Here is a 13,529-nt window from a genome sequence, read left to right as displayed (position 1 = left end):
CCCCTTTCGTCGTGCCGTCAGCTCCAGGTGCGTGCCCGCAGGGGCAGACCGGACGTGCCGTCGTCCGGGGTGCGCACGGCCAGGACCTGGTTGACGCCGATGTGGTTGCGTTCGAACGCGAGCGCGGAGGCGGCCATGTACAGCCGCCAGACGCGGGCGCGGCCCGGGCTGGTCAGCTGGACGGCCCGGTGCCAGTCGGCCTCCAGGCGGGCCACCCACCGGCGCAGGGTGAGGGCGTAGTGCTCACGGATCGACTCCAGGTCGCGGACCTCGAAGCCGGCCCGTTCCAGCTGCGTGACCGTGGTGCCGACGGGGGCCAGCTCGCCGTCCGGGAAGACGTAGGCGTCGATGAACGGGTCCACGTGGTAGGTGGATTCGTCGCGCTGGGGGCGTCGGGCGATCTGGTGGTTGAGCAGCCGCCCGCCGGGCCTGAGGAGGGCGTACAGGGCGGTCGCGTACTCCAGGTACCGCTCGGCGCCGACGTGCTCGGCCATGCCGATGGAGGAGATCGCGTCGTACGGCCCGTCGGTGACGTCGCGGTAGTCCTGGACGCGGATCTCGACCCGGTCGGTGAGGCCGGCGTCCGCGACGCGTTTACGGGCGAACGCCGCCTGCTCCTGGGAGAGGGTGATGCCGACGACGCTCACGCCGTGCTCGCGGGCCGCCTGGATCGCCATCGAGCCCCAGCCGCAGCCGACGTCCAACAGGCGCCGGCCGGGGCTCAGGGCGAGCTTGCGGCAGACGAGTTCGAGCTTGTCGTGCTGGGCGTCCTCCAGCGTGCCGTCCGGGGACTCCCAGTAGGCGCAGGAGTACACCATGGACGGGCCGAGGACCAGCTCGTAGAAGTCGTTGCCGACGTCGTAGTGGTGGCTGATGGCGCGTCTGTCGGTGCGGCGGGTGTGCAGGTGACCGGTGCGGCGGGCCTCCTCGCGGGGCGGGGCGGGCGGCAGCGGGGGCCCGGCGAGCTTCAGCAGCCCTACGACCGCCGCGCGGAACCGGGGGTCACGCAGGGCCTCGGCGAGGGTACGGGCGTCCTCGCCGCGCTCCCAGACGATCCCGGAGAGCAGGTCGAGGCCGGTGTAGAGGTCGCCGTCGATCTCCAGGTCACCGGCGACCCAGGCGCGGGCCAGACCCAGCTCCCCGGGTTTGAACAGCAGCCGGCGCAGCGCCCTGCGGTTGCGGACGACCAGGGCCGGCGCGGCGGGGGGTCCCGCCTCGGAACCGTCCCAGGCGCGGAGCCGCATCGGGAACGGGGCTCCCAGCAACTGTTCGACGAGGGCGTGGAGCCGCGACGCGGCGTCAGCCATGGTGCACACCTCCGTGACGGAGATCCCGGAATGTCCTGACACCACGTAAACACCTGGAGGGCCGGGTCGCAGTCCCCCACGCACGTCATGTCTGCGCAAAACACTCCGGGTGGCGGGGGTTCTTGTCCCTGCCCACCCACCCCACTCGGTGGGCCGAGAAGCCCCCCTCGGGGCTCCGCCCCGCACCCGGCGGGGCTTCGCCCCCGCGCGGTCTCCCCCGCACACACCAAGGGGCCGCCCGCACCACGGATGGCGGGCGGCCCCTTGGAGGGGTAAAGGGGAGGTCAGGAGGCCTTGGCCTTTTCCTCCGTCTTGGTGGGCTGGGCGGCGACCGGGGCCGGCTTGGCGGCCTCGTAGAACTCCTCGCGCGGGGACTCCAGGGCGCCGAGGGCGACGACCTCACGCTTGAGGAACATGCCGAGGGTCCAGTCGGCGAAGACGCGGATCTTGCGGTTCCAGGTCGGCATGGCCATGCCGTGGTAGCCACGGTGCATGTACCAGGCCAGGCGGCCGCGCAGCTTGATCTTCATCTTGCCCATGACGATCATCGCGACGCCCTTGTGGAGGCCGAGGCCCGCCACGGCACCCTTGTTGGAGTGCGAGTACTCCTGCTGCGGGAAGCCCCGCATGCCGGAGATCACGTTGTCGCCGAGGACCTTGGCCTGGCGCAGCGCGTGCTGGGCGTTCGGCGGGCACCAGGCGTTCTCGTTGCCCGCCTTGCGGCCGGCGAGGTCCGGAACCTGGGCGTTGTCGCCGGCGGCCCAGATGTAGTCGGTGCCCTGCACCTGGAGGGTGGCGGCCGTGTCGACGTGACCGCGCGGGCCCAGCGGGAGGCCGTAGCGGGCGAGGACCGGGTTCGGCTTGACGCCGGCCGTCCAGACGATGGTGTTGGAGTCGACCTCGAGGCCGTTCTTCAGCACCACGTGGCCGTCGACGCAGGAGTCCATCGAGGTGGAGAGGTAGATCTCCACGCCGCGGCTCTCCAGGTGCTCCTTGCCGTACTGGCCCAGCTTGGGGCCGACCTCGGGAAGGATCTTGTCGGCGGCGTCGACGAGGATGAAACGCATGTCCTCGCGCGAGACGTTCTTGTAGTACTTCGCGGCGTCGCGCGCCATGTCCTCGACCTCGCCGATGGTCTCCGCTCCCGCGAAGCCACCGCCGATGAAGACGAAGGTGAGCGCCTTGCGGCGGATCTCCTCGTCGGTCGTGGAGTCGGCCTTGTCGAGCTGCTCGAGGACGTGGTTGCGCAGGCCGATGGCCTCCTCGATGCCCTTCATGCCGATGCCCTGCTCGGCGAGGCCGGGAATCGGGAAGGTGCGCGAGACCGCGCCGAGCGCGATCACCAGGTAGTCGAAAGGCAGCTCGTACGCCTCGCCGACCAGCGGGGCGATCGTGGCGACCTTGCGGTCCTGGTCGATGGTGGTGACCCGGCCGGTGAGCACCTCCGCCTTGGGCAGCACGCGTCGCAGCGGGACGACGACGTGGCGCGGGGAGATGTTGCCGGCGGCGGTTTCGGGAAGGAAGGGCTGGTAGGTCATGTACGACCGGGGGTCGACGACCGTGACGGTCGCCTCGCCGTAGCGCATCTTCTTCAGGATGCGCCGAGCTGCGTACAGGCCTACGTACCCACCGCCTACTACGAGGATCCTGGGACGCTCCGTGGTGCTCATGCCATCGAGTATCCACCCGGTTGGAGGGGGTCGCTCGTGCGCCCCTTCACAAGCTTCTTCAGGGGGTGTGCTATCCTCCGCGACCCGCGTGATCCAGGTCATGGCGGAAAACGGGAACCTGTGCACCCATGCCGCCGTTGTCAATGGCGCGTGAGCTGCCTCTCCGGGTGTGACGCGGTGGCGTGAGGCGACGGAAACAGGGCCGCGCGGGACCCTCGCGAACGTCCGCGCCTTCCTCTTTTGAACACGTTCACCAGGGTCTCGGAGCCCCGGAACGGTCAACGGAGGCGCCCCCGTCCTCCTCCAGGGCCGAATTCCTTGTGAAGAACTTCACGAAGTTTTCCGACGGGGTGTCGCCGAGGCGTCCAAAAAGGCCCCTCGGCGACGCTCATACGTTATCCGTACTGCTCAGCAGAGTGCTACCTGCGAGTAACAAACGTGGGCTACGCCACGGACCAGGCGATGCCGTCCAGGATGTCGTGCTCGCTCACCACGACCTCCTCCGCGCCGATCCGCTCCATGATCGCGAGCAGTACGAGCGCGCCGGCGGCGATGACGTCCACCCGGCCCGGGTGCATCGACGGGACCGCCGCGCGTTCGGCGTGGGTGGAGTGCAGCAGCCACTCGGTGATCTCGCGGACGCGGTCGTGGGAGACGCGGGAGTGGTGGATCGCCGCGGAGTCGTACTCCGGCAGTTCCTGCGCGATCGCGGAGATCGTCGTCACCGAGCCCGCTAGGCCCACCAGGGTGTGCGCCTCGCGCAGCGGGACGGTCCGCTCGGCGAGGTCCAGGGCGGCCTCGATGTCGGCGCGCATGGCCGTGATCTGCTCGGCGGTCGGCGGGTCGCTGACCGCGCCGTCGACGACCAGGTGCCGCTCGGTCATCCGCACACAGCCGACGTCGACCGAGCGCGCCGCGCGCACCCGGTCGTCACCGACGACGAACTCGGTGGAGCCGCCGCCGATGTCCACCACCAGGAACGGACGGCGCAGATCCGCGCGTCCGGTCAGCTCCTTCGTCGCGCCGGTGAAGGAGAACTCGGCCTCCTGGTCGCCGGAGATGACCTCCGGTTCGACGCCCAGGACGTCCAGCACGCCACGCACGAACTCGTCCCGGTTCTCCGCGTCCCGGGAGGCGGAGGTGGCGACGAAACGCAGGCGCTGCGCGCCGTGCTCCTTGATCACCTCCGCGTACTCCCGGCACGCCGCGAACGTCCGCTCCAGCGCCTCGGGCGCGAGCCGGCCGGTCCGGTCGACGCCCTGGCCGAGGCGGACGATCGTCATACGGCGGTCCAGTTCGACCAGTTCGCCGGTGTCCGGGTCGGCGTCCGCGACGAGCAGACGGATGGAGTTCGTGCCGCAGTCGACGGCGGCGACGCGGGTCATGAGCGGTTCCTTCAGGTCGGGGGACGGATCGGGGGGGCGGACGAGGTCAGCCGGGCGGCAGCCCCGGGCGGGGCTGTCCCCACGCCTCCTCGGCAGCGGGGAGCGGTGCGGGGCCCGCCGTCACTCCTCGGCGGGGAGCGTCACGCACGTGCCCTTGCTCCACCACTCCGGCAGCATCTCCAGGGCCTCGTCGCCCAGGGGGTTGACGCCGGGGCCGGCGGCCAGGGAGTGGGCGACCAGGACGTGCAGGCACTTCACCCGGTCGGGCATGCCGCCCGCGCTGGGGAAGTTCTTCAGCTCCTCGATCTCGTCCCGGCGCCGGATGTAGTCCTCGTGCGCGGCCCGGTAGGCGGCGGCCAGCTCCGGGTCCCGCTGGAGGCGCTCCGTCATCTCCTTCATCACGCCGTTGGCCTCCAGCGTGCCGATGGCGGAGTTCGCCTTGGGACACGTCAGGTAGTACAGCGTGGGGAAGGGCGTGCCGTCGGGGAGGCGGGGCGCCGTCTCGACGACGTCCGGCCGGCCGCACGGGCAGCGGTGGGCGATGGCGCGCAGACCGCGCGGCGGGCGCCCGAGCTGCTGCTTGAAGGCCTCGACGTCCGCGTCGGTGGGCTCGGTGCGCGGAGTGGTCGGCGGAGGGGTTTCCATGCTTCGCGGGGTGTCTCTCTGTCGGTTCACTGGTCGGAGGCGTCGGACTTGTCGACGCCGTCCCAGACGTTCGAGTACCAGGGGCGGTCGGCGGCCCTCAGGTCGGCGCGGGACTGCCGCGCCGCGTCGGGGTCGATGACGATGAAGCCGGTCTCCCCCGGCATCACATAGTGCAGCCGCTGCCGGATCTGCTGCTCGGCGTACGCGTCGTCCTGCCAGCGTGCCTTGAGGTCGCGCAGTTGCTCCACCCGCTCCCGGGCCTGCTCGCGCTCGCGTTGCAGGTCGGCGATCTCGGCGCGCTGCGAGACGTACTGGCGCATCGGGTAGGCCAGGGCCACCACCATCGAGCACAGCACGAGCGCGAGGAGGGCGGCGCGGCCGGTGAGGCGGGAGCGGCGGGCCTGCCGTTTGGTCTGGGAGCGGTAGACGCGGGCCGCCGTCTGCTCGCCGAGCAGCCTGATCCTGGTCGCGGTGGAGAAACGGTCCCGGTCCTTCCCGGCCATGTGTCCCCGCCTCCCGTCTCACATGTGCGTACGTCCCCGGACACGGTACGGGACCGAGTACGGGGACGTACGTACGACTGGCTGAGCGGTGACCCGGTGGGTCACCTCACCAGGTGTCAGCCCTTGAAGCGCGGGAAGGCGCTGCGGCCGGCGTACACCGCCGCGTCGTCGAGGATCTCCTCGATGCGCAGCAGCTGGTTGTACTTGGCGACGCGGTCCGAGCGGGCCGGGGCGCCGGTCTTGATCTGGCCGCAGTTCACCGCGACGGCGAGGTCGGCGATGGTGACGTCCTCGGTCTCGCCGGAGCGGTGGGACATCATGCACTTGAAGCCGTTGCGCTGGGCCAGCTCGACGGCGTCCAGGGTCTCGGTCAGCGAACCGATCTGGTTGACCTTGACGAGCAGCGCGTTGGCCGCGCCCTCCTCGATGCCGCGGGCGAGGCGCTCGGGGTTGGTGACGAACAGGTCGTCACCGACGAGCTGGACCTTGTCGCCGAGGCGCTCGGTGATGGTCTTCCAGCCGTCCCAGTCGTCCTCGAACAGCGGGTCCTCGATGGAGACCAGCGGGTAGGCGTCGACCAGCTCGGCGTAGTAGTCCGTCATCTCGGCGGCGGAGCGCTCCTTGCCCTCGAAGACGTACACGCCGTCCTTGTAGAACTCGGAGGCGGCGACGTCGAGCGCCAGGGCGATCTGCTCGCCGGGGGTGTAGCCGGCCTCCTTGACGGCCTCGAGGATGAGGTCGAGGGCGGCGCGGTTGGAGTCCAGGTTCGGGGCGAAGCCGCCCTCGTCGCCGAGGCCGGTGTTCAGGCCCTTGCGCTTCAGCACCTTCTTGAGGGTGTGGTAGACCTCGGCGCCCCAGCGCAGGGCCTCGGAGAAGGACTCCGCGCCGATCGGGGCGATCATGAACTCCTGGATGTCCACGTTGGTGTCGGCGTGCGAGCCGCCGTTCAGGATGTTCATCATCGGCACCGGCAGCAGGTGCGCGTTGGGGCCGCCCAGGTAGCGGAAGAGCGGGAGGTCGCTGGCCTCGGAGGCGGCGTGGGCGACGGCGAGGGAGACGCCGAGGATGGCGTTGGCGCCGAGGGAGCCCTTGTTGTCGGTGGCGTCCAGGTCGAACATGGCCTGGTCGATCAGGCGCTGCTCGGTGGCGTCGTAGCCGACCAGCTCCGGGCCGATCTGCTCGATGACGGCGAGGACGGCCTTCTCGACGCCCTTGCCGAGGTAGCGGTTCGGGTCGCCGTCGCGGAGCTCGATGGCCTCGAAGGCGCCGGTGGAGGCGCCGGACGGGACGGCGGCACGACCCGTGCTGCCGTCGTCGAGGCCGACCTCGACCTCGACCGTGGGGTTGCCTCGGGAGTCCAGGATTTCCCGGGCTACGACGACGTCGATGGACGGCACGAGCATCTCCTTCTTGGGATGTGACGCTGGTAGTGCGGGGCTGGAGGGCCGTGACGGACCCTCGCGGAGCCTTGCGACTAGAGCCTAACCGCCCCCGGGCCATCGGCAGCCGACCGACCGTCCCGCGGACAGACAGACGGTACACATTGTTTCCGGCCGGAACAAAGGGTTCGGGGGAACTCCGGGACAACAACGGGAGAAGAAAGGCGGGGCGGCAGGGGGGAAGAAGGCGGGGCGGCGGCGGGAGAGCCGGACGGGAAAAGACCCCGCCCCGGTGCGTACGGGGGAAGACGCACCGGGGCGGGGAGCCCGTGGGGACGGGGGGCACCCTCACGAGGCCTTCAGCGTGCGGGCCTGGACGGTGAGGGGGCTGTGGCCCTGCTCGGGGCCCGCTGTCACTTCAGGTGCAGCTGCTGGCCCGGGTAGATGAGGTCGGCGTCCTCGACGATGTCCTTGTTCAGCTCGAAGAGCTTCGCCCAGCCGCCCTTGACGTTCTGCTTCTCGGCGATGGAGCTGAGGGTGTCGCCCTTGACGACCTTGTACTCGCCGTCGCCCTTCTTGACCTTCTTGCCGGTCGGCGTGGTGACGGTCTTCTGGGACTTCGCGGCCGGACGCTCGGCCGAGCGGGAGGCGCTCTGCTGCTCGGTGGAGCGGGTGGTGCTCTCGGAGGAGCCGCCGGAGTCCGAGGAGCCGCCGTTGTACGTGGCGTTGGACAGGCCGACGCCGCAGACCGGCCAGGCGCCCTTGCCCTGGCCCGCGAGGACCTTCTCGGCGATCTCGATCTGCTGGGCCTTGGTGGCCTGGTCGGCGGTGGCGGCGTACTGCGTGCCGCCGTACGCGGCCCAGGTGGAGGCGGAGAACTGCAGGCCGCCGTAGTAGCCGTTGCCGGTGTTGATGGACCAGTTGCCGCCGGACTCGCACTGGGCGACCGCGTCCCACTCGGAGGCGGTGGCGGCGGAGGCGTTCCCGGCCACCATCAGCGGGGCGGCGACGGCGGCGGTGGTGACACCGGCCAGCGCGATGGCGCGGGTGGCCTTGGACGGACGACGGTGCTTGCCCTTGCCGGAAAACAGCATGGATCGATCCCCTCACCGACGCCTGCGAGGTGAGCTGTCGGGTTCGGGCCGGTTGAGTTGCCCGGTCACCCCTCCCGTGGGAGGTGTGACTTCACCCCAAGCCGGAGCCGGCATCAACTGCCGGGACCGGCACTTACCTTGGGTCCCCCGCTCCTGCCTACGGCGCTTGACGCGACGACTGTTCCCGGGCGGCCGCTGGCAGGATTCGGCGTTGCGACAGCCGGGGCTCGGGTTGCCGAGCGGTCATGACCGTAGACACGCGATCGGCGGAATTTCAAAGACGATCAGGGCTTCTGAGACTCATCCCACACTTTCGCCAAAACAGACATTCAGCAGGAAGTGTGACGCGAACTCCCGCTGTTCCGTACGGGTCTTCGGCCCGTTTTCCGCCCTATTCGATGCCGGTGTCCAGGGTCTGACCGGGGACGATGGCACTCGGGTCGGCACCGATGAGGTCCCGGTTCTCGGCGTACAGCGCGCGCCATCCGCCGTCGAGGTCAAGGGAGTCGGCGATGGACACCAGGGAGTCGCCGGACCGGACGGTGTAGGCGCCGGCCGTGCCGCCGAGGGTGTTCGCGGCATGCCGGCCGGTGGAGGCGGCGGAGGCGCCGTCCGTGCCCTCCTCGGCGCTGGCACCGCGGTGACGGCCGGAGCCGAGGGAGTCGGTGTCGAGGGAGCCGGTGTCGACGAGGCTCCAAGAACCCGCACTCTGCCCCGACTTGTCCGAGTCGTCCGCACCGGGGGTCGCCGCGGGCGAGCCCTCGGCCTCCCGTGAGCCGCTCGAGCCGGAGCCGTCGGACGGGTTCGACGCGGCGGAGTCGTCGGCGTCGGAGGAGGGGAAAGTAGACGAAGGGGTCGAAGGGGTCGAAGAGGCCGAAGGGGATGAAGGAGACGATGACGGCGTATTCGCGGAATTGCCGTCACCGGTGGAGGAATCCGTGGAGGATTCGGCGGACGGGTCGGTGGACGCGCCCGTGGAGCCCCCGGAATTCGAGGAGCCGGACGAACCCTTGGACAGGTCGGACAATCCGGATGAGACAGGCGAGTCGGACGAGTCGTCCGGCACACCGGTGTCCACGGTGCCCCCGCCGGACTCCTTGCTGAGCCCGGACGTCAGCCCACAGGTGCCCCACGCGCCGACGCCCTGGTCCGCGAGGAGCTTCTGGGCGACGGCGATCTGCTGGTTGCGGCTGGCCAGGTCGGGGCGCGAGGCGTAGTCGAGGCCGCCGTAGGCCTCCCAGTCCTCCTGGCTCAGGGCCAGACCGCCGTACTCACCGCCAGCCTCCTTGGCGCTCCAGGAACCGCCGGTCTCGCACTCCGCCACCTTGTCCCACACGGTGCCGTCCGCGGCGCTCGCGCCGGAGGCGCCGAGCAGCGGGATGGCGATGGCGGAGCCGGTCACGCCGGCCGCGACGAGGAGGGCCGGGGCCTGACGGGGGCGACGGTGACGACCGTTCCCGGAGAGCATGCGGGGGCCTTTCTCGAGACAGCACTGACCCACGCGGCGGGTGATACTTCCCCGTCGCGTTGACGAGTGAACGTATAGGCAGACGATCACTTGTCACAAGTTAATGCCGCGCAGATCACGTGAAGATCACAGACTTGAGAGCGTGTCACGTTTGTACGGGGAAAGTGCTTTCGGTACCGGTGCGCGGGGCCGGGGTGAACTCCACGGGCAGGGTGCGCAGCCCGCGCATGATGAGCCCCCCGCGCCACCTCAAGTCGACCGGATCCACGGCGAGTCGGAGGTCGGGCAGACGGGTGAGAAGGGTGGCCAGAGCGGTCTGGCCCTCCAGCCGGGCGAGCGGTGCGCCCAGGCAGTAGTGGATGCCGTGGCCGTAGCCGAGATGCTGGTTGTCGCGGCGGGAGAGGTCGAGGACGTCGGGGTCGGCGAAGCGCTCCGGATCGCGGTCGGCGGCGGCGAGCACGACGAGCACGGGGTCGCCGGGCGCGATGTCCTGGCCGCCGATGGTCAGCGGGCGGGTGGCGAACCGCCAGGTGGCCAGTTCCACCGGGCCGTCGTAGCGCAGGAGTTCCTCCACTCCGGTCTCCAGGAGGGTGCGGTCGCCGGCGCGCAACGCGTCCTGGAGGCGGTGGCGTTGCCCGGGGTGGGTGAGCAGCGCGTAGGTGCCGTTGCCGATGAGGTTGACGGTCGTCTCGAAGCCGGCGAACAGCAGGATGAAGGCCATGGCGGCGGCCTCGTTCTCGGTGAGGTGCTCGCCGTGGTCGGAGGCGCGGATGAGGCCGGAGATGAGGTCCTCGCCGGGGGCGGGTTCGGCGGGCAGGGCCTCGCGCTTGCGGTGGATGAGCTCCGAGAGGTAGCCGCGCATCTTCTTCACCGACCGCGCGACACCGCCGCGCGGGCCGCCGCCGTGCCGGATCATCATCCCCGCCCAGTCGCGGAAGTCGTCCTGGTCCTCGCGCGGGACGCCGAGCAGGTCGCAGATGGCGTAGATGGGGAGCGGGAAGGCGAAGTCGTGGATGAGGTCGGCGCTGCCCCGCTCGGCGAACCGGTCGATGAGCTGGTCCGTCAGCTCCTGCACCCGGGGGGTGAACTCGGCGACGCGACGCGGGGTGAAGGCCTTGCTGACCAGGCGTCGCAGCCGGGTGTGGTCCGGCGGGTCGATGTTCAGCAGATGCGTCATCAGCTCGGCCTTGCGCTCACCGGGGATCCCGGTCTTGCCCTTGGCGTGCGCGGGCTCGTCGTGGTGCGCGGGGTTCTTGCTGAGCCGCTGGTCGGCCAGGGCCTGGCGGGCGTCGGCGTATCGGGTGACCAGCCAGGCCTCCACACCGCTGGGCAGCCGGGTGCGGTGCACGGGGGCGTGCTCGCGCAGCCACGCGTAGGCGGGGTAGGGGTCGGTGGCGAACTCCCAGGTGAAGAGCTCGGGCGCGGTGCTGTCGGGGGTGGGCTGGTCGGTCACCCCCTGACGGTATCCGGACCGCCCCTCCCCGCCCTCGACGCCCTGCGCGCCCTGCGCGCCCTCCGTGCCTTCGACGCCCTGTGCGCCCTACACGCCCTCGACGGCACGGATCGCGTCGCGGTAGGCGCGGGCCGCCGCTCGCAGCGCGGCCTCCGGGTCGACGCCCTCGGCCTCCGCGCGGGCGGCCAGCGCCAGCAGCTCGTAGCCGATGCCCTCGGCGGCCGGCAGGGGCACCTCCAGGCCCGCCGTGCGCGCCCGGGACGCGAGCTTCGCCGCGAGGGCCAGGCCCGGCTGGTGCAGGGGCACGCCGTCCGTGACCGACTCCCGTCGCTTCTCGACCGCCTTGGTGCGCAGCCAGTGCTCCTTCACCTCCTCGGGCGTGGTGGCCGTGGCGTCGCCGAAGACATGGGGGTGGCGGTGGATGAGCTTGGCGACGATCGTGCCCGCCACGTCGTCGATGGAGAACGGGGTCTCCTGGTGCTCCTCGGCGATCCGCGCGTGGAAGACGACCTGGAGCAGGACGTCGCCCAGTTCCTCGCGCAGCTCGTCGTGGTCGCCGTCCTCGATCGCCTCGACCAGTTCGTACGACTCCTCCACCGCGTACTTCGCCAGGCCCTTGTGGGTCTGCTGGGAGGACCAGGGGCATTCGGCGCGGATGCGGTCCATGACCTGGACGAGGTCGAGGAGGCGGGCGCCGGGGAGGTCGTAGGAGGCGGGCAGCAGTTCCAGGTCGGGCAGGGAGACCCGGCCGGAGCCGGCGAGGCGGGCCAGGCCGTCGGTGAGCGCCGGTTCGCCCTCGCCGGTCGCCACGACCACCACCGTGCGGCCGCCGGCGCAGGCGTCGACCAGGTCCCGCGCCGTCGGCGACGACTCCTGCACCGCGATCCCCGCCTCGCGCAGGTAGGGCAGCTGGGGGTGCGCGCCGTCCGCGCACAGGACGCGGTCGGCCGTGCGCAGGGCCTGCCAGGCGGGCCAGGACAGCAGGCCGGGGGCGACGCGGTGGCTGGTCGTGAGCAGGACGACTCGGCCCGGGGCGGAGCCGGTGGGTGCGGTCACATCGTTCACGCTTCGAACGTAACCCACGCCACCGACAGGACGATCAGCGAATCTGCCGATCAGCCGTCCACAGGCGGGCGCGCCTCGGGGGCGGCTCCCTGTGGTGCCCACGCGTGCGTGGGGCGCCGGCGGTCCCCCGGCGGATCAGGCCGGCTGTCGGGTCCCCGTCGTCGTGACGTCCCGTACCCACGGTGCCTGGACGTCGACGCGGCTGACCTTCTTCACGTCCCAGTCGCCGTAGCGCGGGTTGAGGTCGACGCCGAGGTCCGTGGACGCCTTGGACAGGGCCGCCCAGAAGGCCGGCTGGCTGGTGTCGGTGCCGAGCTTCGTGGCGAGCTTCTGGGCCTCCAGCTGGAGGCGGAGGTTCTCGTCGAGGCGCTGCGGCGGGATGCCGTACTGCTGGAGCCAGGCCGTCTCCAGGCCCTTGGCGCCGCCCGCCTGCTGCTCCAGGCCGCCCCGCATCTCCTGGACCTCGCGGCGGGTGACGGTGATCCCCGCGTCCTCGGCGGCGCGGTGCAGCACCCGGTCGAGGACCATGCCGTGCAGGGTGTCGCGGGTGAGGGTGCCGGTCTGGGCGATGGCCTGCGCGTACTGGGTGTCGTCGGTGACGGCGGCGCGCTGGGCCGCGCGCACCTCCTTCACCCGGTTCTCCAGCTGGGAGACGGTGATCCGCTGGCCGCCGACGACGGCCGCCGCGCCCGGATGCGCATCGTTTCCGCAGGCAGTGAGGAGGGGAGCCGCCATGATCGCGGCGGACAGCAGGAGCGCGGTGCGACGGCGGCGGTGCAAGGAAGCCTCCCGAGGAGATTGTGCGACGGTGCACAAAGTCTTGCGGTGATCGATGGTAGGCAGTGGTACGGCTGTGGCCAACCCATTCGACCAACGATTCACCGGGAGTTGCGGCACCGCCGCGCCCGGCCCGCTCAGCGCCCCTCGTCGACCGCGCGTTCGACGGCGGTGGCGACGCCGGCGCGCAGACCGTCGTCCGCTGCGACCGCGCTCAGGTTCGCCCCCGTGTGTTCCCCGCCGACGACGACGAAGTCGACCTTCCGGTACCGCGGGGCCGTCTCCTCGGCCGCCGTGGCCTCGGGCGCGCCGACGGCCAGGACGACGTCGCAGGAGCGCTGGAGGAGGCCGTTGAGGAAGGGGCGCGCGTTGCCGGGGCTCTGTTCGCCGGTGACCTGCGCGTAGCTCACGCGCGCGTGGGTCTTCAGGGAGGCGTCCCGCATGCCCTGCCAGACGGTGGCCGCGGTGGTGCCGGCCGTGATGCCCTTGTCGCCGGTGAGGAGGCAGGCGTCGATGTCGGCGTAGACACGCGCGCGTGGGTCGGGGATCGGCGGGCGGTCGTCGTGGGAGAGCAGCAGCACGGCGGTCACGGCCACCGCCGCGGCGGCCACGAGGGCGCCGGCGCCGGCGGCGAGGGTGCGGCCGCGCACGGCGCGCAGCCGCGCGAGGGCGGCCCGCCGCAGGGTCGTGAGCCGCCCGCCGCGGGCGGTCGCCGCGGGGGGCGTCCGGCTCATCTGTCGTACTTTCCTCGCCACCGTTGTTCTCCCGTCCCTCGTCCCGCCG

Annotated in this window: 12 protein-coding genes and 1 riboswitch; all 12 genes read right to left on the bottom strand. The window is 71.4% G+C overall.

Annotation, left to right across the window (positions count from 1 at the left end):
* Window positions 1-17: 17 nt before the first annotated feature.
* Window positions 18-1,307 carry a class I SAM-dependent methyltransferase gene (locus ALMP_RS01250; protein ID WP_264924003.1) on the bottom strand — a complete coding sequence of 430 codons (1,290 nt, stop codon included), beginning with the start codon at window positions 1,305-1,307 and terminating at the stop codon, window positions 18-20.
* A gap of 284 nt (window positions 1,308-1,591) precedes the next feature.
* Complete coding sequence (locus tag ALMP_RS01245; protein ID WP_264924002.1) at window positions 1,592-2,977, bottom strand: NAD(P)/FAD-dependent oxidoreductase; 1,386 nt, start codon at window positions 2,975-2,977, stop codon at window positions 1,592-1,594.
* Window positions 2,978-3,420: 443 nt separating this feature from the next.
* On the bottom strand, window positions 3,421-4,362 hold the full coding sequence (locus tag ALMP_RS01240; protein WP_264924001.1) for a Ppx/GppA phosphatase family protein: 942 nt from the start codon (window positions 4,360-4,362) through the stop codon (window positions 3,421-3,423).
* Window positions 4,363-4,482: 120 nt separating this feature from the next.
* A complete protein-coding gene (locus ALMP_RS01235; RefSeq protein ID WP_264924000.1) occupies window positions 4,483-5,007 on the bottom strand; it encodes a DUF501 domain-containing protein in 525 nt (174 codons plus the stop codon).
* Between the two features lie 26 nt (window positions 5,008-5,033).
* Window positions 5,034-5,510 carry a septum formation initiator family protein gene (locus ALMP_RS01230; protein ID WP_264923999.1) on the bottom strand — a complete coding sequence of 159 codons (477 nt, stop codon included), beginning with the start codon at window positions 5,508-5,510 and terminating at the stop codon, window positions 5,034-5,036.
* 116 nt (window positions 5,511-5,626) lie between these two features.
* Window positions 5,627-6,907 (bottom strand): phosphopyruvate hydratase, encoded by a 1,281-nt coding sequence (gene eno, locus ALMP_RS01225; protein ID WP_189782754.1) that lies wholly within the window; start codon window positions 6,905-6,907, stop codon window positions 5,627-5,629.
* A 395-nt stretch (window positions 6,908-7,302) separates the two neighbouring features.
* On the bottom strand, window positions 7,303-7,983 hold the full coding sequence (locus ALMP_RS01220) for a LysM peptidoglycan-binding domain-containing protein (RefSeq protein WP_264923996.1): 681 nt from the start codon (window positions 7,981-7,983) through the stop codon (window positions 7,303-7,305).
* Between the two features lie 4 nt (window positions 7,984-7,987).
* Window positions 7,988-8,158: riboswitch (cyclic di-AMP (ydaO/yuaA leader) on the bottom strand.
* 216 nt (window positions 8,159-8,374) lie between these two features.
* Window positions 8,375-9,451: a LysM peptidoglycan-binding domain-containing protein gene (locus ALMP_RS01215; protein ID WP_264923995.1), complete on the bottom strand. Its 1,077-nt coding sequence runs from the start codon at window positions 9,449-9,451 to the stop codon at window positions 8,375-8,377.
* Window positions 9,452-9,596: 145 nt separating this feature from the next.
* Complete coding sequence (locus tag ALMP_RS01210) at window positions 9,597-10,904, bottom strand: cytochrome P450 (protein WP_264923994.1); 1,308 nt, start codon at window positions 10,902-10,904, stop codon at window positions 9,597-9,599.
* 87 nt (window positions 10,905-10,991) lie between these two features.
* A complete protein-coding gene (locus ALMP_RS01205; RefSeq protein ID WP_264923993.1) occupies window positions 10,992-11,969 on the bottom strand; it encodes a nucleoside triphosphate pyrophosphohydrolase in 978 nt (325 codons plus the stop codon).
* 135 nt (window positions 11,970-12,104) lie between these two features.
* Window positions 12,105-12,749 carry a SurA N-terminal domain-containing protein gene (locus ALMP_RS01200; protein ID WP_264923992.1) on the bottom strand — a complete coding sequence of 215 codons (645 nt, stop codon included), beginning with the start codon at window positions 12,747-12,749 and terminating at the stop codon, window positions 12,105-12,107.
* 134 nt (window positions 12,750-12,883) lie between these two features.
* On the bottom strand, window positions 12,884-13,480 hold the full coding sequence (locus tag ALMP_RS01195) for a hypothetical protein (protein ID WP_264923991.1): 597 nt from the start codon (window positions 13,478-13,480) through the stop codon (window positions 12,884-12,886).
* Between the last annotated feature and the right edge of the window lie 49 nt (window positions 13,481-13,529).

The organism is Streptomyces sp. A012304, assembly GCF_026008495.1.
Lineage (GTDB): Bacteria > Actinomycetota > Actinomycetes > Streptomycetales > Streptomycetaceae > Streptomyces.
Note: the sequence above shows the minus strand (reverse complement) of the source record. Positions and strands in the feature narration are given on the sequence as shown.

Coding starts and splice junctions, on each gene's coding strand:
- ALMP_RS01250 (WP_264924003.1), bottom strand. CDS start 1,307: ATGGCTGACGCCGCGTCGCGGCTCCACGCCCTCGTCGAACAGTTGCTG.
- ALMP_RS01245 (WP_264924002.1), bottom strand. CDS start 2,977: ATGAGCACCACGGAGCGTCCCAGGATCCTCGTAGTAGGCGGTGGGTAC.
- ALMP_RS01240 (WP_264924001.1), bottom strand. CDS start 4,362: ATGACCCGCGTCGCCGCCGTCGACTGCGGCACGAACTCCATCCGTCTG.
- ALMP_RS01235 (WP_264924000.1), bottom strand. CDS start 5,007: ATGGAAACCCCTCCGCCGACCACTCCGCGCACCGAGCCCACCGACGCG.
- ALMP_RS01230 (WP_264923999.1), bottom strand. CDS start 5,510: ATGGCCGGGAAGGACCGGGACCGTTTCTCCACCGCGACCAGGATCAGG.
- ALMP_RS01220 (WP_264923996.1), bottom strand. CDS start 7,983: ATGCTGTTTTCCGGCAAGGGCAAGCACCGTCGTCCGTCCAAGGCCACC.
- ALMP_RS01215 (WP_264923995.1), bottom strand. CDS start 9,451: ATGCTCTCCGGGAACGGTCGTCACCGTCGCCCCCGTCAGGCCCCGGCC.
- ALMP_RS01195 (WP_264923991.1), bottom strand. CDS start 13,480: ATGAGCCGGACGCCCCCCGCGGCGACCGCCCGCGGCGGGCGGCTCACG.